General features: G+C 56.6%; 22 protein-coding genes and 1 pseudogene. 13 read left to right on the top strand and 10 right to left on the bottom strand.

What is annotated here, in order from left to right:
• Positions 1-233 precede the first annotated feature (233 nt).
• Complete coding sequence (locus AC2FJF_RS11750) at positions 234-365, bottom strand: hypothetical protein (protein WP_282121537.1); 132 nt, start codon at positions 363-365, stop codon at positions 234-236.
• Positions 366-850: 485 nt separating this feature from the next.
• Here AC2FJF_RS11750 and AC2FJF_RS11745 point away from each other — a divergent pair, with 485 nt between their 5' ends.
• On the top strand, positions 851-1,147 hold the full coding sequence (locus tag AC2FJF_RS11745; protein ID WP_496725564.1) for a hypothetical protein: 297 nt from the start codon (positions 851-853) through the stop codon (positions 1,145-1,147).
• 274 nt (positions 1,148-1,421) lie between these two features.
• On the opposite strand, the pseudogene AC2FJF_RS11740 reads toward AC2FJF_RS11745, so the two are convergent.
• Positions 1,422-2,017: pseudogene (locus AC2FJF_RS11740) on the bottom strand (helix-turn-helix domain-containing protein); the annotation flags it as partial.
• Between the two features lie 255 nt (positions 2,018-2,272).
• On the opposite strand from AC2FJF_RS11740, the gene AC2FJF_RS11735 reads away from it, so the two are divergent.
• The 5 genes from AC2FJF_RS11735 to AC2FJF_RS11715 all read left to right on the top strand — a co-directional run bounded on the left by AC2FJF_RS11735 (position 2,273) and on the right by AC2FJF_RS11715 (position 7,015).
• Positions 2,273-3,700, top strand: coding sequence for a DUF1214 domain-containing protein (locus AC2FJF_RS11735; RefSeq protein ID WP_496725563.1), 1,428 nt, complete (start codon positions 2,273-2,275; stop codon positions 3,698-3,700).
• 247 nt (positions 3,701-3,947) lie between these two features.
• Positions 3,948-4,217 carry an HlyU family transcriptional regulator gene (locus AC2FJF_RS11730; protein WP_050605877.1) on the top strand — a complete coding sequence of 90 codons (270 nt, stop codon included), beginning with the start codon at positions 3,948-3,950 and terminating at the stop codon, positions 4,215-4,217.
• A 225-nt stretch (positions 4,218-4,442) separates the two neighbouring features.
• Positions 4,443-4,967 (top strand): cysteine dioxygenase family protein, encoded by a 525-nt coding sequence (locus tag AC2FJF_RS11725; RefSeq protein ID WP_246097323.1) that lies wholly within the window; start codon positions 4,443-4,445, stop codon positions 4,965-4,967.
• A gap of 125 nt (positions 4,968-5,092) precedes the next feature.
• A complete protein-coding gene (gene mgrA, locus AC2FJF_RS11720) occupies positions 5,093-6,160 on the top strand; it encodes an L-glyceraldehyde 3-phosphate reductase (protein ID WP_496725574.1) in 1,068 nt (355 codons plus the stop codon).
• 528 nt (positions 6,161-6,688) lie between these two features.
• Positions 6,689-7,015 (top strand): hypothetical protein, encoded by a 327-nt coding sequence (locus AC2FJF_RS11715; RefSeq protein ID WP_496725562.1) that lies wholly within the window; start codon positions 6,689-6,691, stop codon positions 7,013-7,015.
• A gap of 560 nt (positions 7,016-7,575) precedes the next feature.
• Here the strand turns inward: AC2FJF_RS11715 and AC2FJF_RS11710 are convergent.
• Together AC2FJF_RS11710 and AC2FJF_RS11705 are read right to left on the bottom strand one after the other, a co-directional pair.
• Entirely contained in the window at positions 7,576-7,854 is a 279-nt protein-coding gene (locus tag AC2FJF_RS11710; protein WP_209509890.1) for a hypothetical protein, read from the bottom strand.
• A gap of 323 nt (positions 7,855-8,177) precedes the next feature.
• Positions 8,178-10,460: an adenosylcobalamin-dependent ribonucleoside-diphosphate reductase gene (locus AC2FJF_RS11705; RefSeq protein WP_496725561.1), complete on the bottom strand. Its 2,283-nt coding sequence runs from the start codon at positions 10,458-10,460 to the stop codon at positions 8,178-8,180.
• Positions 10,461-10,589: 129 nt separating this feature from the next.
• Here AC2FJF_RS11705 and AC2FJF_RS11700 point away from each other — a divergent pair, with 129 nt between their 5' ends.
• Positions 10,590-11,021: a DUF1489 family protein gene (locus tag AC2FJF_RS11700; protein ID WP_496725560.1), complete on the top strand. Its 432-nt coding sequence runs from the start codon at positions 10,590-10,592 to the stop codon at positions 11,019-11,021.
• On the opposite strand, the gene hisG is transcribed toward AC2FJF_RS11700, so the two are convergent.
• From hisG to hisS, 3 genes are read right to left on the bottom strand one after another with little or no spacing between them, the layout of a single operon-like run.
• The gene (gene hisG / locus AC2FJF_RS11695) at positions 11,022-11,711 is read right to left on the bottom strand and encodes an ATP phosphoribosyltransferase (protein ID WP_496725559.1); all 690 of its coding nucleotides are present in this window, start codon (positions 11,709-11,711) and stop codon (positions 11,022-11,024) included.
• Positions 11,708-12,796 carry an ATP phosphoribosyltransferase regulatory subunit gene (locus tag AC2FJF_RS11690; protein ID WP_496725558.1) on the bottom strand — a complete coding sequence of 363 codons (1,089 nt, stop codon included), beginning with the start codon at positions 12,794-12,796 and terminating at the stop codon, positions 11,708-11,710. Before AC2FJF_RS11690 ends, hisG begins: the two co-directional genes overlap by 4 nt.
• Positions 12,797-12,799: 3 nt before the next feature.
• Complete coding sequence (hisS, locus tag AC2FJF_RS11685; protein ID WP_496725557.1) at positions 12,800-14,287, bottom strand: histidine--tRNA ligase; 1,488 nt, start codon at positions 14,285-14,287, stop codon at positions 12,800-12,802.
• 131 nt (positions 14,288-14,418) lie between these two features.
• Between hisS and AC2FJF_RS11680 the strand changes: the two genes are divergently transcribed.
• Entirely contained in the window at positions 14,419-14,613 is a 195-nt protein-coding gene (locus AC2FJF_RS11680) for a SlyX family protein (RefSeq protein ID WP_496725556.1), read from the top strand.
• A gap of 10 nt (positions 14,614-14,623) precedes the next feature.
• Positions 14,624-15,313 carry an imm11 family protein gene (locus tag AC2FJF_RS11675; protein ID WP_496725555.1) on the top strand — a complete coding sequence of 230 codons (690 nt, stop codon included), beginning with the start codon at positions 14,624-14,626 and terminating at the stop codon, positions 15,311-15,313.
• 21 nt (positions 15,314-15,334) lie between these two features.
• Here the strand turns inward: AC2FJF_RS11675 and AC2FJF_RS11670 are convergent, their stop codons facing one another.
• From AC2FJF_RS11670 to dnaE, 3 genes are all read right to left on the bottom strand, one after another.
• On the bottom strand, positions 15,335-15,703 hold the full coding sequence (locus AC2FJF_RS11670; protein ID WP_496696223.1) for a hypothetical protein: 369 nt from the start codon (positions 15,701-15,703) through the stop codon (positions 15,335-15,337).
• Between the two features lie 5 nt (positions 15,704-15,708).
• Complete coding sequence (locus AC2FJF_RS11665) at positions 15,709-15,927, bottom strand: YMGG-like glycine zipper-containing protein (protein WP_058275719.1); 219 nt, start codon at positions 15,925-15,927, stop codon at positions 15,709-15,711.
• An 85-nt stretch (positions 15,928-16,012) separates the two neighbouring features.
• Positions 16,013-19,513 (bottom strand): DNA polymerase III subunit alpha, encoded by a 3,501-nt coding sequence (gene dnaE / locus AC2FJF_RS11660; protein WP_496725554.1) that lies wholly within the window; start codon positions 19,511-19,513, stop codon positions 16,013-16,015.
• Positions 19,514-19,857: 344 nt separating this feature from the next.
• Between dnaE and xdhA the strand changes: the two genes are divergently transcribed.
• From xdhA to AC2FJF_RS11640, 4 genes are read left to right on the top strand one after another with little or no spacing between them, the layout of a single operon-like run.
• Positions 19,858-21,219, top strand: a complete 1,362-nt coding sequence (xdhA, locus tag AC2FJF_RS11655; protein ID WP_496725553.1) for a xanthine dehydrogenase small subunit — start codon at positions 19,858-19,860, stop codon at positions 21,217-21,219.
• Positions 21,216-23,618, top strand: a complete 2,403-nt coding sequence (gene xdhB, locus AC2FJF_RS11650; RefSeq protein ID WP_496725552.1) for a xanthine dehydrogenase molybdopterin binding subunit — start codon at positions 21,216-21,218, stop codon at positions 23,616-23,618. Before xdhA ends, xdhB begins: the two co-directional genes overlap by 4 nt.
• Positions 23,618-24,553, top strand: coding sequence for a xanthine dehydrogenase accessory protein XdhC (gene xdhC / locus AC2FJF_RS11645; protein WP_496725551.1), 936 nt, complete (start codon positions 23,618-23,620; stop codon positions 24,551-24,553). The genes xdhB and xdhC overlap by 1 nt, the downstream gene beginning before the upstream one ends.
• Positions 24,550-26,067 (top strand): ABC transporter ATP-binding protein, encoded by a 1,518-nt coding sequence (locus AC2FJF_RS11640; protein WP_496725550.1) that lies wholly within the window; start codon positions 24,550-24,552, stop codon positions 26,065-26,067. Before xdhC ends, AC2FJF_RS11640 begins: the two co-directional genes overlap by 4 nt.
• Positions 26,068-26,081 lie beyond the last annotated feature (14 nt).

Here is a 26,081-nt window from a genome sequence, read left to right as displayed (position 1 = left end):
GGTCTTTGCCCGCGGAAATCACTACGGGTGGTGCCGAGGCGTAGGGAACCCACACCAGTCGAGCCAAGGGTGCGGGCAGGCTGGTGGGCAAGGGGCAGGTAATCAAGTTACTGGCCCAACTCAGCCGGTGGCAAATCAGTTGCCGCCTAAGGGAACGCAGCAAACGCCCACGTCCGTTACTGTTCCAGTCCTTGCGCCGGGCGCGGTCCCGAACGCAATTCCCGGTCAGGTTCCTATTGCGACACCAATAGCGGTTCCTGGTCAGGTTCCCACGCCGGTAGTAGCGCCAACTCTAGCTCCGCCTTTGGCACCAAACGCGACACCAAACCGGGTTCCGACAGCCGTTCCCAATCAGGTTCCACCATTGGCTACCGGTCCTACCGCGGTGCCGCCGCAAGTTCCGACTGCAACTCCCAATCAAGTTCCGGTCGCTACCCCTGGCCAGGTTCCGCCTCAACCCACCGGCCCAACAGCGGTGCCGCCACTTGTGCCCACCGCAACACCAAACCAAATACCAGTCGCAGTTCCTGGTCAGGTCCCACCTCAGCCCACCGGTCAAACTGCTGTGCCACCGCTCGTCCCGACTGCAACACCAAACCAGATTCCGGTTGCAGTGCCCGGCCGTGTTCCGCAACCCAGCGGTACTACGGCGACGCCACCGCTTGTACCAACCGCAACCCCCAATCAGGTTCCCACGGCGGTTCCTGGCCAGGTTCCACAGTTGACACCAAAACCGACGGCAACTCACGTGGCCGTCCCAGGACATCCGAAACCACAAGGCGTCGTGACAATCATGCGCCCTAAGCCGAGGCCGACGACCGGTACTGTCCAGCGACCTGGCACAACTCAAGTGACCCACCATATAACCCACCAAAGCAATGCGAAGAAACACGATCACGTCGCAGCAACACCTGGGCGGCATGATCCGCACGACCTACCGAGATTCCGCAACGCGGCGGCCAAGGAAGACTGGGAATGCGTTGCCAGCGGATTTGGACAGCGCCGTTATGATGCTGGGCGAGGCGTGTTGCTGAACAACGGAGCGTTGCGGCATCTCGGAAACGTGGACGCAATGGCACGCGATGTACCGGCACGACATCCAAAACACTCTGGCTGCATTATTTCGGTCAAACGAAAGCAGCAGTAGCGCCAGCCTGGTAAAGGCACATCTTGAAACCTTAGAGGAATTCTTCGGAGTGGGAAGCTGGTTTCCAAACAAGGTTAAGTTGAAGAATAGACATCAACCGAAGGTGTCATCGCTCAGAAGGTTAATGAGGCATACAATATGCCTTGCTGAGTGCTGTTTGGGCATCCGGCTCGGATCATCGGATGCCCCAAAAAACCGACTGTACGTCGTCAGGGTTTTCCGGAGAATTTAGGCCGTTTTGTAACGGAGGCTCTGGTTCGGTTTCTGTTTGAGTTTAGGCGGCAGCGGCTTGGTGCTGCAACCTGCGTTTTCGGATTGTCTGCTTCTTGATCTCCTCTCTCCTCTTTAGGATCTTCGCGCTGCGGCCGTGATAGACATCGGCGGGGGTTAGGTTGTCCAGGCTCTCGTGGTAGCGATGGTTGTTGTAGTGATCGACGAACGCCCCGATCTGGCGTTCCAGGTCGCCGGGCAGGAAGTAGTTTTCCAAGAGGACACGGTTCTTCATGGTCTGGTGCCAGCGTTCGATCTTGCCTTGGGTTTGCGGATGGTGCGGCGCACCACGAACATGATCCATGCCCTTGTCCTCAAGATAAACGGCAAGATCAGAGGCGACGTAAGACGAGCCATTGTCGCTGAGCAGCCGAGGTTTCTGAAGGATCGTCGCGTTGTTGCAGCCAGACGCCTCCAGCGCCAGTACCGCTTCTCGTCGGTGTATTTGACCGCCAGTTCGCGCGGCGTCAGATCTTCATGCTCAAGGGCAAAATCGACAACATCCTCGCGGACCTTACCCGGGGTGCGGTTCCACACTGACTTGGGCCGTGGGGAACGATCAGCTAAGGCATCGACGCCACCGTCGCTCCAGCGGGCATAACCAGACTTTGCAAAGTCCGGTTTCTGCGCATTGCCGGCATTGATGCACGGTGCAGCAATTTGCACTTTGGGCTCACAGTGGTCATCTGACAGTTTTGGTTGGGCATATGAGCTGTCCCGACCTGGTCAACGGCGGCAGTGCGGACGGAGCAGTCATTCATCGCGCGACCGATCAAGTGCAAATAATCAAATTCTGCCTATAGTCTTGGCAAGCGCAATTCAGAATCAGAAATTTGTTCCAGAAGGAGTTTCGTTATGGGCTGGGGGAAGAGTTTAGGTGCCATCAAGGCATTGGTTTTGGGGGTGATCGTCGCGACTGCGAGTCATGCCGAGGATTTTGACCCATCGAACGCTAACACTGCGGACCGCATGACCTATCATCGCGCAGTTGATGCTGCTGTCTGGGCCATGCCTTTGATGAACTTCAAATTCTACATCGATGCTCTCGCTCGGGCCGGTGTCGGGCCGAATGACATTGGTTACAATTCGAAGGTTCAAGATTGGCGCTTCCAAACAGCTACGCCCAACAATACGACGCCCTATATTCATGCATATTGGAACATCAAAGATGGGCCAGTTGTGTTCGAAATGCCTGCTTCAGTCGAAGGGATTGGCATCTTTGGCACCGTGATGGACGCTTGGCAACGCCCACTTGACGATGTGGGCTCAAAAGGGCGCGACAGAGGCCTTGGCGCAAAATACCTGTTGGTGCCGCCAAATTATGATGGTCCGCTGCTCAGGAATGCTCTGGTCTATGAGCAGGAAACCAATTTCGGCTTTGCTGTGCTCCGGCCGATTATCGCCGGAGGTCCGACCGAAGAAAACCTTGCGAGGGCCACTGCATTGACTAAACAAATCAAGGTGTATCCGCTGTCAGAGGCTGGAGATGAGGCCGCAACAAATTATGTTGATGTCTACGGCGTGCCGCTGGAAATGACGCCTAAGATGGATGGTAGAATCTATGGTCACATCCACGAGATGATAGGCGAAGAAGTCGTGTTGGATCGCGATCTTGCCATGATGGGTGCACTTGCACGTATCGGAATCAAGCGTAACGACCCTTTTGAACCCGATGCAAAATTGCAGGCTATTTATGATGTAGCTGGTCCTGAAGCACTCGAATACATGATTGACCAGTACCACCGTGTGCTCAATCCATTTGTGTTCGAAGGGAAGAAGTGGTCAGCGCTTGTTCCCGATGGATCGCGAGAAACAGAATGGAGCTATGAATACCCTTCATACTACGACTATGTGGCGCGCGGTGCACTTTACTACGCGATTATAACAAGTGTTAAGAATTACGGGACAGCAACCTACTACCTCGATCTGGCCGAGACTCCAGATGGAGAGTGGCTCGATGGCAACCGCAATTACAAAATCACCGTACCTGCCAATGTTCCGGTCCGCGATTTCTGGTCGATCACGACTTACGATCTGGAAACGGCCTCATATCTTCGAGACATTGAGCCAAGCACTATCGATTCTAACATGGCCAGCGTCGTTAAGAACGACGACGGGTCCGTTGATATTTTCTTCGGGCCAAAGGCACCAGAAGGAAAAGAAAGCAACTGGCTTCCAACCAATCCAGAACGTCGTTTTTTCCTTCTCGCGCGGTTTTATGGTCCGGAACCTAGTCTGCTGGACAGTAGTTTTGAGCTGAATGACATGGAACGAACGGATTGAAAAATTCTAGTGTCCGCTTTGGGCTCGAAGCGGTCGTCGTCGGCGGCGTGTCAGAATGGCGGTCTGGACAGTCTTACAAGGGAGCGTGGTGTGGGGAATGGACTTTTACCGCGGATCTGAACGTATGAGGCAACGCAAGGAGCGTGCCAACGGATCGAAGGCAAATGTTGTGATAGCACGACATGCTTCACGCCTGTCCTAAGCGGCGCTAGTCTCCCGTCATAGCAACGCTGAAAGGAGCCGCCCAATGTCCCTCTTCTCTAAACTCTTCGGTGGTGGTGAAAAGTCGGAGCTGGAGCCAGTCTCTTACAGAGGGTTCGAAATCTATCCGGACCTGATGCCCGAAGGTGGCAAATACCGCCTTCTAGCCCGTATCGAAAAGACCATCGACGGAGATCGCAAGGCCCATACTGTGATCCGGGCGGATGTTTTTGAGACCCGGGATCAGGGCGAAAGCTTCAGCATCGCAAAGGCGAAACAGGTGATCGACGAGCAGGGCGAACGCATTTTCGATTAAGCAAACAGACAGCCTAATGTATGCGATGCAATCGACGGATGGTTCCGCAAAGTAGACATCCGCCCCGATCTGGCGAAAGAACGCTAAGCAGGCCAAGCAGTCATTGGAAGTCTTAGATGCCCGATACATGCAGCTGCAATCTGGGTCCCAATTTCGTCTATTTTACTGCCTGTGCTACCCTGTTGCATTTATCGTATGCAATTGGGGGCTGAAGATTTGTGGAACATGGAACAGTTTGTAGCGGACTGCCGGACCGCAGTAGATCAGGACGCGTCTCACAAATCGGTGGCTGAGGTGGTGGACCGGGCGATGCGCGATCCCGCGGGCGTGACGCAAGCCTTGGGAGAGCCGACCGAAAGCGGTATCTTTCCCATTTACAAGTCAGGTGATCTGACAATCGTCAACGTCGTATGGAAGCCAGGAATGACCATAATGCCCCACAATCACGAAATGTGGGCCGTGATCGGTATTTATGGTGGTCGAGAAGATAACATTTTTTGGCGGCGCGTAGCAGATGACCCTAACGGACGCATTGAAGCGGCGGGGGCTCGAGCATTGTCGACGGGTGAATATGCTCCCCTTGGTAAGGACCTCATTCACTCGGTTACAAACCCTATCCCCAAGTTGACCGGAGCAATCCACGTATACGGCGGGGATTTTTTTGAAGCTGAGCGGAGCGAATGGGATCCTGAAAACCTGACGGAACATGCCTATGATATGTCGAAGGTTCGCGCGTTATTCGAGGACTAGTTTGCAGTTTGACAATTTGCGCTGGCAATGCCTGAGGCATGTTCCGTCTATACGGCAGGCTTCGCTGATTGCCGATTACTATCTCGTTGAATTGACACGGGGTGATGATCTCGGATTATGGGCAGATGAGCAAATTACAACGCCCTCCGAAGCCTCGGCCACGCCCATTTCTTCCTAATCCGGACCGCTACGAGCAAATGGTCTATCGCCGTTGTGGGCAGTCTGGCATAAAGCTACCCGCGATAAGCCTTGGGCTATGGCACAACTTTGGTGGGGATACCCCGCAGCAGACAAAGCGCGATCTCTGCCGCACTGCTTTTGACTTGGGTATAACGCACTTTGATTTAGCAAATAACTATGGCCCGCCGCCGGGATCGGCGGAAGAAGCATTCGGTGAAATTTTAAAAACTGATTTCGCAGGCTATCGGGACGAACTCATCATATCTACCAAGGCAGGGTATGATATGTGGCCGGGCCCCTATGGGGAGTGGGGATCACGAAAGTATCTTGTGGCCTCTTGTGATCAGTCGCTCAAGCGGATGGGGTTAGAATACGCAGATATCTTTTATTCCCACCGTTACGATCCAGATACCCCTCTGGAAGAAACTATGGGGGCCTTAGACTATATAGTGCGCTCTGGGCGCGCACTTTACGTCGGAATTTCAAGCTACAACTCGCAACGAACGCGCGAAGCGCTGGCCATCTTGAAAGACCTTGGCACGCCGTGCCTGATTCATCAGCCGTCGTATAACCTACTCAACCGTTGGGTTGAGCGGGACGGGCTGTTGGATACGCTTGACGAATTGAACGTGGGATCGATTGCGTTCACGCCACTTGCCCAGGGTATTTTGACATCGAAGTATCTGAACGACATTCCCGAAGACAGTCGTGCGACCCAAGGCAAGTCTCTATTGGACGGCATGATCAACGAACGTTCATTGACGAGTGTCAGGGCTCTAAACGATATAGCGGCGTCACGCGGTCAATCATTAGCTCAGATGGCGCTTGCTTGGGTGCTGAGAGGTGACCGGATTACGACAGCCCTTATTGGCGCTTCGCGTCCTGAGCAGATCGTGGATTGCGTAGGTGCGGTCCAGAATTTGGAATTTACCGAAGCGGAACTCGCTAAGATTGACGAGGTCAGCTCGGAAGAGGAAATCAATCTCTGGGCGCGATCCTCGGAAATTGAGTAAGATTGTTGACCACTGATTTTTGGTGCTAGCAGGTTCTTCTGCTTAATCGCATGGCGTTTCTGCTTTGGGCTCGAAGCGGTCTTGCGGCGGCGCAGCGGAGCAAGCTTGGACTGCGCACCGAAGGCAGCCGTTCCCGGAACGAAGAAAATTCAACGATTACAGAGGTTTGGATCAATGAGCGGGCATTGGGCTGTTCGGAGCGGTCGTTGAACTACAGAGCCCGGTACGACCACACTGAGCCCAAAGTACCCTTTACCAAAGGCCAATGCGTTCGGCTACTTTGCCGACCTTGCCGTCATTCGCGGCGCAAGCAAAATCCCATTGCTTGCTGGCTCGACAACCGCCTATTTCGATCAAGGCCAGACGTTTGTGGCGGCCCGGATCAAAGGCACATCAGCAGACAAAGTGCATTGGGAAATCGCCCACGAGCACCAGAAATATTAGACCTGATGGACCAGAGACCATCGGTGCATTATTCATCAATTTGGATCTGTCAAATTGACACAACCATAGTCAGGGAGAAACTAAATGAGATTTGTTTTGATTTCGGTGGTCGCGACCACGTTGACCACGTCAGCAATCGCTGCCAACGACCCAGTCGAGCTGATGAACAACTGCGAGCGGATCGCGTCCGGGCGCCTGGGAATGCCAATAGAAGATGTTCGAGTCGAGCTGCAAACGGCGCGTGTCGACGGCTCGATCCCAGTCAACGGTTCAGTCATGGGCAGCGAATTAACATTCCAATGCAATTTTAACAAAGATGGCAGCGTTGGAGACTTCTGGAACTCAAAGGATATAAAGGGCTGCCCAGGGGACCTTTCTGAGGCAGAGCGTTGGTTGTTTCCCGGATGTTGACCAGTCCGAGCTCAACAACTCTCGTTTTGGCCCTACTAAGGGTTTTCTTGAAACCGGGGCCCGTACAGAAGGCGGTTTCGGAATACTCACCCGCTTCAGGTTCTAAAACGGTTCGCCGTGTCGAATGTCAACTTCCGCTTCTGGTTCAGGGGTGATGTTGTACATGCGAGACGCTCAGTCAAAACGAGCGGCTGTTGAGCGTAGAAAGCAGCCCAACAGGATGTCGACTTCGGCTGGCAGCCTTGTCCGCATCTCGGAAGTCACTATGCTTGGAATTGAAGGTCTACTTTGGGCTACGAGCGGTCGGCAGCAATCATTGAGCCTAGGGCCGTTTTGTCCTGCATTTCGGGGTTTGCAAAGCCCTACGATGATTGTCCGCTTCGGGCTGCGACCCGCCGATGCTGCGCATTGAAGATAAAAACGGGAGTAGCTTGGAACAACGTGTTTGTTGTGTCACTGGAGAGTGCGCAGTGAAGTGACCGTAGATGTTCAAGTGAGATTCAGGACTGACTCATCGTCAAAACGGATCGGTCTACGCGCCAGTTTCACGCCTTCCGGTCTCATTCGTCTTGTAGCACCGAGCCCGCTTCGGGGCGGAGAAGTACCGACAATACTCGGCGGTGAATACGATCTAGATCGTAATCGGTTAGTTCTAAACCCTCAGTCATCCGCGCTTTGAATGATTGAAAGTCTCCGCGAGTGATTTCGTCACGGTTTTTGTCGTTTCCGGCAAGTTGCTGCGCGAGTTTTTCCTTTCGGAAGTCCAGCAGAAAACGGGAAAATCGAGCGTTCAATTCGGAGTATTGAGGGGACTCCTCGATAGGCGATTTGTTTTTCATCAATTCGGTATCCGATTGCCATGGAACTGCCCGAGCGTTTTTGCTGGGCAAGTACAACATTCTGGTCAGCTTTTGCGTGTGAAGCGTATGAGACGGTTTGGTTCCATGGCCACAGTCTTGAGTTTTTCTGGTCTTGGTCAATAGCACGAATGCTATCGATGGTCGCACAACGCAGAACAATCTCGAATCTCTACAGGAATCTTTCTTATTTTGTTTCAAATCCTTAATAATCTGTGGGCATTAAAGCCCGTTCAAATGGGCGCAAAAATCAAGCCTATGGGCTATTTATGCCCACCCACACACCGACGCTGAAATTCACGACATCAGCCACATTTTGAATGACCGCAGCTGCGGCAGGTCATGCAGCCCTCGATCATCACCATATCGTACTGGCCGCAGGATGGGCAGGCTTTGCCACGTGGTGCGTCCATGTTGACGACCTGCGCTTGAGGGTCGGATTTGAGCGCCATGCCCTCGCCCTCAAGAAAGCCAATATTGATCATGTGCTGTTCGATCACGCCACCAATTGCGGCCAAGATCGACGGGATATACTTGCCCTGAACCCAAGCACCACCGCGCGGGTCAAACACGGCCTTCAGTTCTTCGACCACAAAAGACACATCCCCACCCCGGCGAAACACGGCCGAGATCATGCGGGTCAGCGCCAGCGTCCAGGCGTAATGCTCCATATTCTTCGAGTTGATGAACACTTCGAACGGACGGCGACGGCCACCAATGACAATGTCATTGATCGTCAAGTAGATCGCGTGTTCGCTGTCGGGCCACTTCAGTTTGTAGGTCGACCCTTCCAGAGATTGTGGGCGATCCAGCGGCTCCGACATGTAGATCACGTCGCCACCGTCAATTTCATGCGGTGCGCTTGCACTTTCACCCGGCGCTTTGTCTTCGCTTTCTGACACGGTCAGGACGGACCCCGTCACATCGTTCGGACGATAGGTCGTGCACCCTTTGCACCCCTGATCCCAGGCCTGCATGTAGACATCTTTGAAAGCGTCAAAGCTGATGTCTTCGGGGCAGTTGATCGTCTTCGAGATCGAGCTGTCGATCCATTTCTGAGCCGCCGCTTGCATCTTAACGTGATCGGAGGGGGACAGCGTCTGCGCGTTGACGAAATAGTCTGGCAGTTCCTTGTCGCCAAATTTGTCGCGCCACATCTGCACGGCGTAGTCCACGACTTCTTCTTCAGTGCGCGAGCCATCCTTTTGCAGGACCTTCCGCGTATAGGCATAGGCAAAGACTGGTTCGATCCCTGACGACACATTCCCTGCATAGAGAGAAATCGTACCGGTCGGAGCAATCGAAGTCAGTAAAGCATTGCGGATGCCGTATTCGCGGATCGCATTGCGCACGTCATCATCCATCTGCTGCATCGTGCCGCTTTCCAGGTATTTCTCGGCATCAAACAAGGGGAACGCCCCTTTTTCCTTCGCCAAGTCGACCGACGCCAGATACGCGGCGCGCGCAATCGCTTTCAACCAGAGCTCGGTCTGACGCGCGCCCTCGTCCGATCCATAGCGCAGACCCAGCATCAGCAGAGCATCGGCCAGCCCGGTCACGCCCAGCCCGATACGGCGTTTGGCCTGCGCCTCGGCGGCCTGTTCCGGCAGCGGGAACTTCGACGCGTCGACAACGTTGTCCATCATGCGGACGGCTGTCGCGACCAGCTCTTGCAGGGCAGCCTCATTCAGATGGGCCGCATCTTCGAACGGTTCTGCCACAAGACGGGCAAGGTTGATCGACCCCAACAGACATGCACCATATGGCGGCAACGGCTGCTCGCCACACGGGTTTGTCGCCGCGATGGTTTCGGCATAGCTGAGGTTGTTGGCTTTGTTGATCCGGTCGATGAAGATCACACCCGGTTCTGCATAGTCATAGGTCGCCTGCATGATCTTGTTCCACAGATCACGCGCCTGAACGGTGTGGTAGACCTTGTCGTCGAACACCAGCTCCCACGGGCCATCGGCTTTGACAGCTTCCATAAAGGGATCGGTGACAAGCACCGACATATTGAACATGCGCAGGCGTGCGGGGTCGGATTTGGCCGTGATGAACTGTTCGATATCCGGGTGATCACAGCGCATGGTCGCCATCATCGCGCCACGGCGAGAACCTGCGGACATGATGGTACGGCACATCGCGTCCCATACATCCATGAAGCTCAGTGGCCCCGATGCGTCCGCTGCTACACCATGCACATCCGCTCCGCGCGGGCGAATGGTCGAGAAATCATAGCCGATCCCCCCACCCTGCTGCATGGTCAGCGCGGCCTCTTTCAGCATATCGAAGATACCGCCCATGCTGTCCGGCACCGTGCCCATGACAAAGCAGTTAAACAGCGTCACTCGTCGCGCAGTACCTGCGCCAGCGGTGATACGGCCAGCAGGCAGGTATTTGAAATCTTCCAGCGCTTCGAAGAACTTCTGCTCCCAATGCGCCGGGTCTTTTTCGACCTGCGCAAGATCGCGAGCGATACGTCGCCAGCTGTCCTCAACCGTTTGGTCAATGGGCGTGCCATCGGCCTGTTTGAAACGATATTTCATGTCCCAGATCTGCTCGGCGATGGGGGCGGCAAAGCGGCTCATTGGTGATTCCCTGTTCTGAAAGAGGTATTCAGACTATCCCAATTCACGCCCTCACCACAACACCTTGATGCCAGCGCATTGCGAGCTACAATATAAAGAAGGGCCTCGGGACGACTCTGTGGGAAAGCTGTGGATAACTACATAAACCTCATAAAACTATCGGTCGGATCGGAAAGCGTCGACACGCTGATGGAATGGCAGGGCAGCCGCAAGCCGCTTTATGAAGACGGCCTGCCGCGCCACGTCACCCGGATGTGGCCCAAACGTGAAGCCGAGATTCTGAACGGCGGATCAATCTATTGGGTCATCAAGGGTGTGATCCAATGCCGTCAACGCATCGTTCGGATGGACGAAGTGCGCGGCGAAGACGGTATCCGCCGCTGCGCCATCGTGCTGGACCCTGAGGTGCACCGTACCCAGAATGCCTTGAAACGCCCGTTCCAAGGGTGGCGATACCTTAAACCTGAAGATACGCCTGCCGATCTTCCCAAAGGGCGAGCCGAAGATGATTCTCTGCCCGATGATCTGAATCGCGCGTTGGCGGATATTGGCGTGCTATAATCAGCTTAAGCGGTTCAGAAGTTCGGAAAGAACCGCTTTTTCACCCGCATCATAGCTGGCAACACGACTACGCCACAGCGTGGCCTGTGATTGTAGGATCAGGCCGTCCGACAGGATTTTAAGGTGGTTTGCGCGCAATGTCTCACCTGTCGAGGTGATATCGGCAATCGCCTCGGCGGTTTCGTTCATCACGGTGCCTTCGGTGGCGCCCTGGCTGTCGACCAGAGTGTAATCTGCAACCCCCGCATCCGTCAGAAACTCGCGCACCAATCGGTGGTATTTGGTCGCAATCCGCAACCGATGCCCGTGGGTTTTGCGAAACGCTGCCGCTGCAGCATCGAGATCGTCCAGGGTTTCGACATCGACCCAACAGGCAGGGGTCGCAATGATCAGATCCGCTTTGCCGAAGCCCAACTCGGAGACTTCTTCAATCTGCTGTTCCCACCGTGGCAATTTTTCGTGCACCAGATCTGTTCCGGTGACACCCATATGAATGCGGCCAGCTGCCAGTTCGCGGGGGATTTCCCCGGCAGACAGCAGGATCAGCGAGACTCCGTCGATCCCTTCAACCTTACCGGCATATTCGCGGTCTGATCCGCTGCGCGACAATGTGATGCCGCGCTTTTCGAACCACGAAAAGGTCTTATCCATCAATCGGCCCTTCGAGGGCACGCCCAGTTTCAAGCTCATTGCGCGGCCTCCTCGATTTCCAGCATCAGGTCCGGGCGCAGTACGCCGCCAACAGCTGGAATTTCTGCCCCGTTGCCCAGTTGTCGCGTCAGCGCATCGTAACGCCCGCCGGTGGCAATCGGAGGCAAATCGGGGCGACCTTCGGCATAAAACCCAAAGACAAACCCGTCGTAATACTCCATCGACGTACGCCCATAGGCAGCCTCGAAATCCAACCGACTCACGTCAACACCACGCGCCTGCAGGGCGGCAATTCTTGCCTCAAGCCTGTCCAGCGCCGGGGTGATCTGAGGCAGGTCAACGGCCACATCCCGCAACTGCTCCAAAGCAAAGGGCATGGTTTCCCGAACGGTCAGCAGAGATTCCAGGCCTGCAATCTCGTTGTCAGAAATCGGCGGCGTCTCACGATCTTCGCGCAACGCGTCGATGCGGGCCTCAATCTCGGCAGCACGGCGTTTTCCGATTATTGGAACGTCAAACCCCATCAGGTCTGCGGCCTCCAAAAGCATTCTGCGGTGTTCCGGCTCGGGTTTTCGTCCGGCAAACCGATCGAGCAAAACGCGGAACCGACGCGGACGCCACAGATGGCGCATCAAGGCCGCTTTGCGTCGGTCTGTGGTACGCAGGCCCTGAACAGCCGCCGTCAGAATGCCGATGTCCCCGGTTGCCGCGCGCAGGGGCAGCCCCCGCAATTGCAGGGCAAACAGGGAAAACACCTCGGCATCCGCCCCGGCGGGATCATTGCGGTCAAAAACTTCATAACCGACCTGAATGTATTCGTTGGACCGATCCGGATCATGCTCTTGCCGACGAAAGACTTCGCCTGAATAGGTATAGCGTGCGGGTTCAGCCCCTTCGGTCATGTGCATCTGCACGACCGGCAGGGTGAAATCCGGGCGCAGCATCTGCTCGCCACGCAAGGCATCCGAAGTTACATAGGCACGCGCACGGATGTCTTCGCCATAAAGGTCCAGCAACGTTTCAGCCGGTTGCAGCAGGGGCGTATCCACAACCTGCGCGCCGGCAGCTTCGAATCGGACACGCATCATCGCGGCGCGGGCCTGTATCTGGGAACGATTGGGCATCGGTCAGTCCTGACTGTCCATAATTTCGCGCACTTTGGCGACCAGATCACCACGTGACACTTCGAACTGGCTGGGGCGTTCTTTCCATTCCTCGAGCGTGGCGCTTTCGGCAATCTTCGCGCCCAGGATCAGGTCCTTGATCTGCACGATCCCATTGGCCTTTTCGTCGCCGCCCTCGATCACTGCAATCGGAGAGTTCCGTTTATCCGCATATTTCAGCTGATTGCCGAAGTTCTTTGGGTTACCCAAGTAGACCTCGGCCCGGATACCCGCGTTGCGAAGTTCAGCCACCATCGCCTGATAATCGGCCATACGGTCCCGATCCATAACAGTCACAACCACCGGCCCCGTGGCCTGTGCGGCGATCCTGCCTTTTTCGTGCAGGGCGGCCAGCAGACGGTCAACCCCGATGGAGACGCCGGTCGCAGGAACTTCCTGTCCGGTGAAGCGTTTGACCAGATCGTCATAGCGACCACCACCCGAAACCGATCCGAATTGCCGCTTGCGGCCTTTCTCATCGAAAATCTCAAAGGTCAGCTCGGCCTCATAAACTGGCCCGGTATAATAACCCAGACCGCGCACGACCGAAGGGTCGATCTCGATCCGGTCCGCGCCGTACCCGCCCGCATCCAACAAGGTGCCGATCTGTTCCAACTCGGCGATCCCGTCCGCGCCGATCTTGCTGTCGCCTACGGCGGCGCGCAAGTTGGCCAAAGTTCCGGCGGTTTCCGCGGCCTTGGAGGTCAGAAACGCGATCACCGGCTCAGCCTGATCCTCGCTAAGACCAACACCGTCGATAAACGCGCCAGAGGCGTCCAGACGGCCTTTGGTCAGCAGCTCTCGCACGCCCTGCTCGCCAACTTTGTCGAACTTGTCGATGGTGCGCAGAACGTTGTCGCGGTCAGCGACGTCTTCGCCAAGCCCCATCGCCTCAAGCACGCCATTCAGGACTTTGCGGTTGTTGACCCGCACCAGATAGTCGCCGCGCGGAATACCCACGGTCTCCAACGTATCAGACAGCATCGCGCAAATCTCGGCGTCTGCGGCCATCGAGGCCGTACCCACCGTATCCGCATCGCATTGATAAAACTGACGATACCGCCCCGGCCCCGGCTTTTCGTTCCGCCAGACCGGGCCCATCGCATAGCGGCGATAAGGTGTCGGCAGATCGTTGCGGTGCTGCGCATAGACGCGGGCCAATGGCGCTGTCAGGTCATAGCGCAGAGCCATCCAATCGCCTTTGTCGTTTTCATCGACCTCCTGCCACGCAAACACGCCTTCGTTCGGGCGGTCTACGTCGGGCAGGAACTTGCCAAGCGCCTCGACAGTCTCAACCGCACTGCTTTCCAGGGCGTCAAAACCGTAGCGATGATAGACATCCGCAATAGCCCGCAGCATCTCGGTGCGCTGCGTGACTTCCTGGCCGAAATAGTCGCGGAACCCTTTTGGCGTAATTGCCTTGGGGCGGGGCTGTTTCTTGGGCTTGGCCATGTGGGGCGTCCTTGGGAGTTTCCTTGTTCCGCGCGCGGTCTATCCCATGCCCCGCATCGGGGCAAGGCGCGCTTTCGCTGGCCATGCGTTGTCCGGGTCGCTATGACCGGCCTAAGACACAGGAGTCCCCCATGCAGCATCTGGAAGAGCAGATCGCCCATCTTGCCCGTACGGTCGAAGACCTCAACTCGGTCGTCACCCGCCAACAGGACGAGATTGATCGTTTGACACGCCGTGTCGAAATGCTGATGCGCCGCGAAGGTGAGCGGGCGCAGGAAGGTTCAGGCGGTGTTGTTTTCGGCGACGAACGCCCGCCGCATTATTGAGGTTTGACTGATGGCGAAAGATGTGAACGGTGACCTCTGCGTCTGGATTTCAACAACGGTGAATGACGGCAACGCGATACAGGGGGTGACCCGAAAGGAGTTTGGCGATAGATGGCGCGCGAAGCACACAGCAGAAGAAGTTGAATGGTCCAAGAGGATGGTTCAGGAGTCTTCTCGCGGCTGGAAACGTGGTGAAATCCTGACCAAGGAGCAGGTCGGGGATGTATGGTATTTCAATGCACATCCCGAATATGTCCCGCCTCCGTTCATCAGTGGCGGTGGTTATCCACTAGTATCCGAGTCGGCAAAGGCTGTTCTTGAACAGTTCGATCTAGGAGAAACGGTCTTTCACCCGCTGACAGTGATGGATTCAGACGAGGCCCGGCTGTCAACACCAGAGCCGTATTATTTGCTGAATGTGGGCAACAAACGATCCATGGGCAATTATGAAGCGCTTGGCCCGGAAGGCGATATTCGAGCGCCTCTAAACTGCCGAGGAGGCGGGATAGCGTATCTTCCGGTAAGCGGGAAAGAAGATCAGTTGGTCGTTACTCCTGAAGCGGTAAGTGGCCCAGACATATGGCTGGACCCCAAAGTGCCTTCACTACTGTTCCTGTCCGACCGCTTTGTCGCTGGCCTCAAGGCCGCCGGGATGGAAAAAGGTTGGGCTCTGGTTCGTTGTGCGGTGGGCACGCTCTAACGTGCCTAAAACGAACGTGGGTCACAAACCCAGCGACGTTTTCACCGCGTTGTCGACCACGCCGCCCAAAAGGGCATCCTTATCCGAGGCGCAACCTTCCGACAGCGCTGCTATGAATGCTTCACGCAACTGGGCCTTTTCCTCATCTGTGGCCGCATGATCTTCGATATTGATCTGGCGATTGTGGAGAGACAGGGCAGTCATCTTTGCGACAACAGTCACAACAAATTCTTCATCACCATCCGCTTCTTCTGCAATCGAGGCGCAGGTATAATGCATGACGGGCAATGCATCCTGCACCATCTGCTCAGCCGCCTCATCGGCCGCAGCCACACACGGAGCTGCCAGGATTGCGGCACAAGCTGACATTTTGAGTTTGAAAAAACGCATCACAATCACTTCCAGTTATGTCCAATAATGGCTCCGGCCACGCCACCGATCGCTGCGCCTTTTCCGTCACCGACAATCGCTCCAACACCTGCGCCGATCAGCGCGCCTTCAAGGGTCTTCTTTTTCTTCTTGTCGTCCGCCGACGCGACCGAGGCTGCAACCAAAGCCAGCGATGCCGCCGCCCCAAACAAAACTCTTCTGAAATTGAGACCTGCAATTGTCATATCAACACCCTCCTGCGGCATGACCCAAAGACATCTCTGTAGGGTCAGCCTAGCGGGGTGCTAACTGTCTGGCAACAAAGAGAGGTCAGATCTCTTCGACGGACAGAATACCTTCCAGCGATTTTATCGCGCCTTTGATCTGTGGGTTGATCGGAAACTCAGCGCCCAGGTCCATTTCGACATCACCTGGCAGGCTTGGGTCCAGTAACAACAATTGGATCGGTCCGCGCGCCGCGCCTTTGGCGGCAGTTGCGGCATCCTCAAGAACTTTTGCTACGGTTGGCACAGCTTGCGCTTCGTCAACAAAGATACGCAGCCCCGTCGCCCCGGCTTCTGCCACCACGGAATCCGCAGGGCCGACCGAGCGCCCCAGCAGCTTGAGTTGATCCGCCTCCATCGTCGCTTCGGCGGTCAGCACCACCTGCGCTCCGGTTTCCAGATACTCGCGTGACTTTTCGAGCGTTTCTGAAAACAGAGTGACCTCGTAAGCGCCCGTCGGATCCGACAATTGCGCAAAGGCGAACCGGTTTCCACGCGCGGATTTACGCTCTTGCCGTCCGGCAACAACACCAGCCATTTTGGCGATAAAGGGGCCAGAGCGTGCTTTTTCGGTCACCTCATCCAGCGTGAGAACCTGCTTTCGCTTCAGCGCGGGCAAATAGTCGTCTAACGGATGTCCCGACAGGTAAAAACCGATTGCTTTGAATTCTTCGCTCAGACGTTCCGCCGGCAGCCAATCAGGCGAAGGCGACAAGCGCGGTTCGGGCAGGTCATCGCCCGCCTCGCCAAACAGCGACACCTGGTTCGAGTTCTTCTGGTCATGGATGGCAGCCGAATACTGCACCAGCGGATCGAGGCTTTCGAAAACGCGACGGCGGTTCTTGTCGAGCTGATCGAAGGCCCCTGCCCGCGCCATCATCTCTAGCGGGCGCTTGCCGACCCTCTTCAGATCAACCTTGCGGGCAAAGTCGAACAGGTTCACGAACGGCTTGCCTTCGCGACCAGCGACCACAAGGTTCATCGCTTCGACACCCACATTCTTTAGCGCGCCCAGCGCATAGACCAGATGCCCGTCCACCACGTCGAATGTAGACAGCGACCGGTTCACGCAAGGCGGTACATAAGGCAGTTCCAGCCCCTTACGGACCTCTTCGAAGTATACGGCCAGCTTGTCGGTCAGGTGGATATCGCAGTTCATGACACCTGCCATGAACTCGACCGGGTGGTTCGCCTTCAGCCAGCCTGTCTGATAGCTGACAACCGCATAGGCGGCAGCGTGGGATTTGTTGAACCCGTAGTTGGCGAATTTATCCAGCAGGTTCCAAACCTCAGTCGCCTTGGCCTCATCCACATCGTTCTCAGCAGCACCCTTGAGGAACTTGGGCCGCTCTGCGTCCATCGCCTCCTGGATTTTCTTACCCATCGCGCGGCGCAGCAAATCCGCACCGCCAAGGCTGTAGCCCGCCATTTCCTGGGCGATCTGCATCACCTGTTCCTGGTAAACGATGATACCTTGTGTCTCGTCCAGGATATGATCGATGGACGGGTGCAGCGTGTCCCGCTCGCTCAGCTTGTTTTTGACCTCGCAGAACTTGGGGATGTTCTCCATGGGGCCAGGTCGGTAGAGCGCGACGAGGGCAATGATATCTTCGATACAGTCAGGCTTCATCCGCTTGAGCGCATCCATCATGCCCGAGGATTCCACCTGAAACACCGCCACAGTCTTGGCCGCCGAATACAGTTTGTATGTCGCCTCATCATCCAGCGGGATGGCGTTAATCTGGTTTTCCGCCCCTTCAGCGGGTTCGTAAAGCTCCGTACCATCAGCAGCGACATGCAACGGGCGATCAGATTTGAAGATCAGATCCATAGCGTTCTGGATCACAGTCAGCGTCTTCAGGCCCAGAAAGTCGAATTTCACCAGCCCGGCCTGTTCCACCCATTTCATGTTGAATTGGGTCGCCGGCATGTCGGACCGAGGATCCTGATACAACGGCACCAGCGCGTCCAATGGACGATCCCCGATTACCACGCCCGCCGCGTGGGTCGAAGCGTTTCGCAGCAACCCCTCGACCTGCTGACCGTAAGTCAGCAGGCGGTCCACAACCTCCTCGTTACGCGCCTCTTCCCGTAGCCGGGGTTCGTCTTTCAACGCCTTTTCGATGGAAACGGGTTTGACGCCTTCCACCGGGATCATCTTGGACAGGCGATCCACCTGCCCGTATGGCATCTGCAGCACGCGACCAATATCCCGCACCGCAGCTTTCGACAGCAACGCGCCAAAGGTGATGATCTGCCCCACCTTGTCGCGACCGTATTTCTGCTGCACGTAACGGATCACCTCTTCCCGGCGATCCATGCAGAAGTCGATATCGAAGTCCGGCATCGAAACCCGTTCCGGGTTCAGGAACCGTTCGAAAAGCAGCGAATAGCGCAGCGGATCAAGGTCAGTAATCGTTAGCGCATAGGCCACCAGAGACCCCGCGCCCGAGCCACGACCTGGCCCCACCGGGATGTCCTGATCCTTGGACCACTGAATAAAATCGGCAACAATCAGGAAGTAACCGGGGAATCCCATGCCTTCGATGATATCGAGTTCGAAGTCCAAGCGTTCCTGATATTCCTGTGGCGTTACTGCGTGCGGGATCACTGCCAGACGTTTTTGCAAACCATCATTCGCAATACGACGCAGTTCGGCAACCTCGTCATCAGCGAATTTCGGCAGGATCGGATCGCGGCGATAGGCCATGAACGCACAGCGTTTGGCAATCTCGACCGTATTCTCAATGGCCTCGGGCAAGTCGGCGAACAAGGTCGCCATCTCCTGCTGCGACTTGAAATAGTGCTGCGCGGTCAGGCGGCGGCGGCCTTCTTGCTGATCGACATAGGCCCCCTCTGAGATACAAATCAGCGCATCGTGCGCTTCGTACATATCTGTGGTCGGGAAATAGACGTCATTGGTGGCGACTAGAGGAAGGTTTTTGGCATAAGCCATTTCCACATGGCCACGCTCGGTCAGACGTTCAGCCTCTGGCTGACCACCCTCACCCGGATGACGCTGGAGTTCGATATAAAGACGATCGGGGAAAATCGCTGTCAACCGGTCCACCAAGGCCTCAGCTGCGGGGCGTTGACCCTGCTGCAACAACATCCCAACCGGTCCATCCGGCCCACCGGACAAGCAGATCAACCCATCAGATCGTTCCGCAAGTTCTTCCAGAGTCACCTGCGGCAACTGCCCACCCTTGTCGACGTAAAGACACGAGCTGAGCTTCATCAGGTTCTCATACCCGGCCTCGGACTGGGCAAGCAAAACCACCGGTGCGGGTGTTTTGGGCTTTTCGCCCGGTTGCGCCTGCATATAGGTCAGGTCAACCTGACAACCCATGATCGGCTGCACTCCGGCCCCGCTGGCGGTGACCGAAAACTCCAAAGCCGAGAACATGCTGTTAGTATCCGTCACAGCGACGGCGGGCATATCCATCTTGCCACACAGACCGGGCAGCTTTTTCAGCCGCACGGCGCCTTCCAGCAGGGAATATTCGGTGTGAACACGGAGGTGAATGAATCGAGGAGTACTGCTCATGACTGCCACGCTATCCCAGCCGCGCGCCCGGCAAAAGCAGGAACCTTGGCTTTGGATTGCCAAAAAGATGGGCTTTGATTATTCGGCTTTTCCAGAAGGTGCTTCGGAGCCCGACAGCAGCCAAAGACAAAAAACGCTTTAGTTTCAATCAGGTGATCTCTAAACGAAGATAACAATCACGCAGCGTCAGTGCTCAATGGTGTATCACATAGGTAGTTTTTCTTGCCAGACAACCTGCGCTGTTTCTAACATCAGATGGCAAGCTATCCGCCCGCTACTCTTTCTACGTCGCATCGAAGGGGGGCACGCAAGGGCGCAACCGGGTAAGGCGACGGGTTTCTCGAATGAATATCACGTTTCTTCTGAACGGAGAGACAGTGGAACTGGCGGATGTCAATCCGACAGCGACCCTGCTGGATTGGCTGCGTGAGGATCGCGGCCTGACCGGCACCAAAGAAGGCTGCAACGAAGGCGATTGCGGGGCATGCACTGTCATGGTGACGGATGAAGGTGGCCACAAGGCGCTGAATTCCTGCATCCTGTTTCTGCCTCAACTGCATGGTAAGGCGGTTCGCACGGTCGAAGGCGCCAGTGGCCCCAACGGCGAGGCGCACCCAGCCCAGCAGGCGATGGTGGATCTGCACGGCTCGCAATGTGGCTTCTGTACCCCCGGTTTCGTTATGTCGATGGTGGCAAGTCATGCAAATGGCGCAAAGGATCATGACACGCAGCTTGCTGGCAACCTGTGCCGCTGCACCGGCTACGCGCCGATCATTCGCGCCGCCAAGGCTGCCGAAGAAGTTCCGGTGCCGGTTTGGGTGAAAGACAAGCCAGTCGCGACGCGGGTTACATCGCAGATGTTGCCGGAGTCTTCGGATGAATTGGCCAAAATCTATGCGGAACACCCGGACGCCACCCTGGTCGCCGGCGCGACGGACGTTGGGCTTTGGGTGACCAAGCAACTGCGTGATCTCGACCCAGTGATTTTTCTGAACCGCTGCGATGATCTGAAAGAGATCACGATCACGGAGGACGAGGTTCGGTTCGGCGCGATGGTCGATATGAACCGGATGGGCGAAGCACTGGCGGACCTGCATCCGTCTTACGCCGAGATGATCCGCCGTTACGCCAGCGTTCAGGTGCGGCACGCGGCCACCGTGGGCGGAAATATCGCAAACGGCTCGCCCATCGGAGATAATCCGCCCGCACTGATCGCCTTGGGCGCGACGCTAGATCTGCGCAAGGGCGACGAACGTCGCTCGGTCGCATTGGAGGACTTCTTTATCGACTACGGCAAACAAGACCGGTCACCTGGCGAATTTGTCGAATCAGTAAGTTTTCCGCGTCAGGCGGATCGTTTGAAGGCCTACAAACTCAGCAAACGGTTCGATCAGGATATCTCGGCCGTATGTGGGTGTTTCAACATCACTGTTTCGGACGGAATGGTTGCTGATGCGCGTATTGCCTTTGGTGGTATGGCTGGCACTCCAAAACGGGCTTCAAATGTCGAAGCCGCGCTGGTTGGCAAGCCATGGACGCATGAGACTGTTCAGTCCGCCATTCCGGCCTTCGACAGTGATTTCACTCCGATGACGGACATGCGCGCATCGGCCAACTATCGGCTGCAGACCGCCAAAGCGCTGCTCGAACGATATTTCCTTGAGGATCAGGGCGAAGTGACAAATGTATTGGAGGTGTCCGCATGAGCGTGACCAAACCCCTCCCCCATGACGCGGCGCCATTGCATGTCGCGGGAACCGCACGGTATGTGGATGACATTCCGACGCCCAAAGGGTCGTTGCATCTGGCTTTTGGCATCAGCCCGATTGCCAAGGGTAAGATCATCACGATGGACCTGTCGGCGGTGAAGGCGGCCGAAGGTGTCATTCTGGCGATGACGGCCGACGATCTGCCGTTTGCCAATGACGTCTCACCGTCGATCCATGATGAACCTCTGCTGTCTGATGGTACGGTTCACTATATCGGGCAACCCGTTTTCCTCGTTATCGCGACCAGCCACATTGCCGCGCGGAAAGCGGCGCGTTTGGGCCAGATCGGTTATGCCGAAGAAACCCCGATCCTGACGGTTGAAGAGGCGCTTGCCGCGGACAGCCGGTTCGAGGACGGCCCGCGCATCTACGCCAAGGGCGATGCGGATGCTGCCATTGCGGGTTCGGCGCATGTGATCGAAGGTGGGTTTGAACTTGGCGGTCAGGAGCATTTCTATCTGGAAGGTCAAGCCGCACTGGCCGTGCCCAATGAGGGCGCGGATATGTTGGTGCATAGCTCGACCCAGCACCCGACCGAGATTCAGCACAAAGTAGCGGACGCTCTGGGTGTTCCAATGCACGCGGTTCGCGTTGAAACGCGCCGTATGGGCGGCGGCTTTGGCGGCAAGGAAAGTCAGGGCAACGCGTTGGCCGTTTCCTGCGCTGTGGCTGCACGTGCAACCGGCAAGGCCTGCAAGATGCGCTATGATCGCGATGATGACATGATCATCACCGGCAAGCGCCACGCGTTCCGGATTGCGTATAAGGCCGGGTTTGATGAGAACGGTCACATCCAAGGCGTTTCCTTCCTGCATCATGCGATTTGTGGTTGGGCACAGGACCTGTCCCTGCCCGTCGCGGACCGTGCGATGTTGCATTCGGACAATGCCTATCTGTTGCCGAATGCCCGGATCGAAAGCCACCGGCTGAAGACTAACACTCAATCCGCCACCGCCTATCGCGGGTTCGGCGGACCTCAGGGTATGGTCGGGATCGAACGCGTGATGGATCACGCCGCGTATGAGCTGGGAATGGACCCGGTCGAATTGCGTCGCCGGAACTACTATGAGCCGGCGCATATTGTTGCGGATCCCGTGGTCGCTGACAAACCGCTGGGCCACTCTGACCCGCACGAAGACCTGACCAGCCGAGGTGCAGTGGAAATGGGCGACGCGCCAGTGCGTCCGTTGCCCGCAGGCGGCAATACCACGCCGTACGGGATGGAGGTCAGCGATTTCGAATTGCACGGCATGACCGCCAAGTTGCTACAATCCAGCGACTACACCGCACGCAAGGCTGCCATTGAGAAGTGGAACGCCGAGAACAGCGTGATCAAGAAGGGCATCGGCTTTTCTCCGGTCAAGTTCGGCATTTCGTTTACGCTGACCCACCTGAACCAGGCGGGTGCGTTGGTGCATGTGTATCAGGACGGCTCGGTCCACCTGAACCACGGCGGTACCGAGATGGGGCAAGGTCTGTTCCAAAAGGTAGCGCAAGTGGCCGCGTCCCGCTTTGGTATTCCGTTGGAGATGGTGAAAATCACCGCAACAGATACAGCTAAAGTGCCTAACACATCTGCCACGGCCGCGTCCTCGGGCAGTGACCTGAACGGTATGGCGGTCAAAGCGGCCTGCGACACGATCCGCGACCGGATGGCTGACTATCTGGCGCACAGACATCAGGCCGATCCCTCAACGGTGACGTTTTCGGATGGCTACGTCTCAGTTGGCGAAGAGCGCTATACATTCTCAGAAGCAGCTGCGCTGGTTTATCAGGGCCGGGTCAGCCTGTCTGCGACCGGGTTCTATAAGACACCCAAGATCGAGTGGGACCGGATCAAAGGCCGGGGGCGTCCGTTCTTTTATTTCGCCTACGGCGCGTCGATCACCGAAGTCGCGATCGATACACTGACTGGCGAGAACCGCATTTTGCGGACGGATATCCTGCATGATGCAGGCGCGTCGCTGAACCCGGCGCTGGATATTGGGCAGGTCGAAGGCGCATACGTACAGGGTGCCGGTTGGCTGACAACCGAAGAGCTGGTTTGGGATGGCAAAGGGAACCTGCGCACGCATGCGCCGTCGACCTACAAGATTCCCGCTTGCTCGGATCGGCCTGACGTTTTCAATGTCGCGCTCTGGAGCGGTGAAAACCGCGAGGACACGATCTATCGCTCAAAAGCGGTCGGAGAGCCGCCCTTCATGCTGGGTATTTCCGCGTGGCTTGCCCTGTCGAATGCGGTGGCGGCCTGCGGGGGCAGCTACCCGGCACTTGATGCACCCGCCACGGCTGAAGAAGTCTGGAAGGGTGTCCAGCGGGTAAAGGGAGAGACCTGATGGGATTTGATCGAGAGGCTTTGAGGGAGGCGGTCAAAACCCACGGCAAGGTGACCCGGGTGGTCATCGCCGGGATCAAGGGGTCATCCCCCCGTGAAGTTGGCGCTGCAATGCTTGTTTGGGAGAACGGGCAGTCGGGCACAATCGGCGGTGGCACGTTGGAGTATCAGGCGGCTGAAGCAGCCCGATCCCAATTAGCGCTCATGCGCCAAACGCACCACGCGCTTGGCCCGGATATGGGCCAGTGTTGTGGCGGTGCAGTAACTCTGCTGAGTGAAATCTATGACCTTGAGGCCGTCGACCGACTGGATGATGCAGTCATTGCGCGCTCGGCTTCGGGTGGTGAGATGCCGCTGTCGGTCAAGCGTCTGTTGTCGCGGGCCCGCGGTCAGGGCGTCGCGCCCCAACCGCAGTTGACCGACGGCTGGATGGTCGAGCCAGTTCACGAACCGGCGCGCAATCTGTGGATATGGGGTGCTGGTCACGTTGGCCGGGCTCTGGTCGATGTCCTGTCACCGTTGCCCGATCTGTCGATCACATGGGTCGATACCGGACCAGAGCGTTTTCCGAGTGAAGTACCCAACGGCGTTACTACGGTTCCGGCAAGCAAACCGGCCGAGCTGGTTCGCCATGCGCCGCGTGATGCCGAGCACCTAGTGCTTACTTATTCACACAATCTGGACCTGGAACTGTGCAACAGGTTGCTTTTGCATGATTTCCGCTTTGCGGGCCTGATTGGCTCGGCTACGAAATGGGCGCGGTTCCGATCCCGGCTGGCCGCTTTGGGACATGCGCCCGAGCGGATTGGCCGGATCACCTGCCCAATCGGAGATCCAGCCTTGGGCAAACACCCGCAGATGATCGCAGTTGGTGTCGCGGCGCAGATCCTGCGCCCTGCCCAGCAAAACGAAATAAAGAAGGACCTGAGCGCGTGACCACTCCACTTCTAAGCTTACAAGGGCTGACTAAAGCCTATCCCGGCGTCGTGGCCAATGATCAGGTGTCCTTTGACATCGGTGAGGGTGAGGTACACGCCTTGCTTGGCGAAAACGGCGCCGGCAAATCCACGTTGGTCAAAATGATCTACGGTCTGGTGAAGCCCGACAGCGGAACCATGCTGCTGCGCGGACAAGCCTTCGCGCCACCCGAACCCCGCGCCGCACGGGCTGATGGGATTGCGATGGTGTTTCAGCACTTCTCGTTGTTCGACGCTTTGAACGTGGCCGAGAACATCGCTTTGGGGATGGAGAATCCACCAGCCATGGGCGATCTGGCTGCGCGTATTCGCGAAGTTTCGGAAACTTACGGTCTGCCACTGGATCCTTATCGCACTGTCGGTGATCTGTCCGCGGGTGAGCGTCAGCGGGTCGAAATCATCCGCTGTCTGCTGCAGGACCCCAAGCTTCTGATCATGGACGAGCCGACATCGGTTCTGACACCTCAGGAAGTCGATATTCTGTTTGAAACGCTGAACAAATTACGGTCCGAGGGTACCTCGATCCTGTATATCTCGCATAAGCTGGAAGAAATCCGCACGCTGTGCGACCACGCCACGATCCTGCGTTTGGGTAAGAATGTCGGCGAATGCATTCCCGCTGAGACCTCAGCGCGCGACATGGCCGAGATGATGGTGGGTTCGACCCTGCAAACGCCCGAGCGTTCGGGGCGTGAGTTCGGTGAGGTCGCCCTGGATGTCAGCGGTTTGTCGGTTCCATCACCATCCGAATTCGGTACTGCGTTGAAGAATGTCCACATGACCGTCCGTAAAGGCGAGGTTCTGGGCGTCGGCGGTGTCGCTGGCAACGGACAGGACGAATTGCTGGGCGTTCTGTCAGGTGAGATCATCACAGCGCCCGACGCGATTAAGTTCAACGGCCAGCCGATTGGAAAATTGGGACCGACCGCACGTCGCAAGCTGGGTATTCTGACCGCTCCGGAAGAGCGGTTGGGACATGCGGCCGCCCCTGACATGAGCCTGACTGAAAACGCGTTGCTGACTGGTTCGGTCCGGGAAGGACTTGAGAACAACGGGTTCCTCAAATGGGCAGAAACCAAGAGCTTCGCGGAAAAGATCATTAGTGCTTTTGACGTCCGCACGCCCGGACCTGAAAACGCTGCGCGATCCTTGTCAGGCGGTAACCTGCAGAAATTCGTCATAGGACGCGAGGTCCTGCAAAACCCTGACGTGCTTGTTGTGAACCAACCAACATGGGGCGTGGATGCAGCCGCCGCGGCGTCCATTCGCCAAGCCATTCTGGATTTGGCGGCAAAAGGCACAGCGGTCATCTGCATATCTCAGGATCTGGATGAGCTGATGGAAATCTCGGACAGCTTTGCGGCGCTCAATGAAGGCCGGCTTAGCGCTCCACGCACGACCACAGGTCTGACGGTCGACGAAATTGGCCTGATGATGGGCGGCGCGCATGGCATGGAGGTGGCCCATGTCTAAGACATATCAAAAAA

It is taken from the genome of Ruegeria sp. CDSB013, assembly GCF_059611165.1.
Note: the sequence above shows the minus strand (reverse complement) of the source record. Positions and strands in the feature narration are given on the sequence as shown.

What these genes read in the sequence shown, in the direction of transcription:
- AC2FJF_RS11750 (WP_282121537.1), bottom strand. Translation starts at nt 365, where the DNA reads ATGGTGGAACCTGATTGGGAACGGCTGTCGGAACCCGGTTTGGTGTCG.
- AC2FJF_RS11735 (WP_496725563.1), top strand. Translation starts at nt 2,273, where the DNA reads ATGGGCTGGGGGAAGAGTTTAGGTGCCATCAAGGCATTGGTTTTGGGG.
- AC2FJF_RS11730 (WP_050605877.1), top strand. Translation starts at nt 3,948, where the DNA reads ATGTCCCTCTTCTCTAAACTCTTCGGTGGTGGTGAAAAGTCGGAGCTG.
- AC2FJF_RS11725 (WP_246097323.1), top strand. Translation starts at nt 4,443, where the DNA reads ATGGAACAGTTTGTAGCGGACTGCCGGACCGCAGTAGATCAGGACGCG.
- mgrA (WP_496725574.1), top strand. Translation starts at nt 5,093, where the DNA reads ATGAGCAAATTACAACGCCCTCCGAAGCCTCGGCCACGCCCATTTCTT.
- AC2FJF_RS11715 (WP_496725562.1), top strand. Translation starts at nt 6,689, where the DNA reads ATGAGATTTGTTTTGATTTCGGTGGTCGCGACCACGTTGACCACGTCA.
- AC2FJF_RS11710 (WP_209509890.1), bottom strand. Translation starts at nt 7,854, where the DNA reads ATGAAAAACAAATCGCCTATCGAGGAGTCCCCTCAATACTCCGAATTG.
- AC2FJF_RS11705 (WP_496725561.1), bottom strand. Translation starts at nt 10,460, where the DNA reads ATGAGCCGCTTTGCCGCCCCCATCGCCGAGCAGATCTGGGACATGAAA.
- hisG (WP_496725559.1), bottom strand. Translation starts at nt 11,711, where the DNA reads ATGAGCTTGAAACTGGGCGTGCCCTCGAAGGGCCGATTGATGGATAAG.
- AC2FJF_RS11690 (WP_496725558.1), bottom strand. Translation starts at nt 12,796, where the DNA reads ATGCCCAATCGTTCCCAGATACAGGCCCGCGCCGCGATGATGCGTGTC.
- hisS (WP_496725557.1), bottom strand. Translation starts at nt 14,287, where the DNA reads ATGGCCAAGCCCAAGAAACAGCCCCGCCCCAAGGCAATTACGCCAAAA.
- AC2FJF_RS11680 (WP_496725556.1), top strand. Translation starts at nt 14,419, where the DNA reads ATGCAGCATCTGGAAGAGCAGATCGCCCATCTTGCCCGTACGGTCGAA.
- AC2FJF_RS11675 (WP_496725555.1), top strand. Translation starts at nt 14,624, where the DNA reads ATGGCGAAAGATGTGAACGGTGACCTCTGCGTCTGGATTTCAACAACG.
- AC2FJF_RS11670 (WP_496696223.1), bottom strand. Translation starts at nt 15,703, where the DNA reads ATGCGTTTTTTCAAACTCAAAATGTCAGCTTGTGCCGCAATCCTGGCA.
- AC2FJF_RS11665 (WP_058275719.1), bottom strand. Translation starts at nt 15,927, where the DNA reads ATGACAATTGCAGGTCTCAATTTCAGAAGAGTTTTGTTTGGGGCGGCG.
- dnaE (WP_496725554.1), bottom strand. Translation starts at nt 19,513, where the DNA reads ATGAGCAGTACTCCTCGATTCATTCACCTCCGTGTTCACACCGAATAT.
- xdhA (WP_496725553.1), top strand. Translation starts at nt 19,858, where the DNA reads ATGAATATCACGTTTCTTCTGAACGGAGAGACAGTGGAACTGGCGGAT.
- xdhB (WP_496725552.1), top strand. Translation starts at nt 21,216, where the DNA reads ATGAGCGTGACCAAACCCCTCCCCCATGACGCGGCGCCATTGCATGTC.
- xdhC (WP_496725551.1), top strand. Translation starts at nt 23,618, where the DNA reads ATGGGATTTGATCGAGAGGCTTTGAGGGAGGCGGTCAAAACCCACGGC.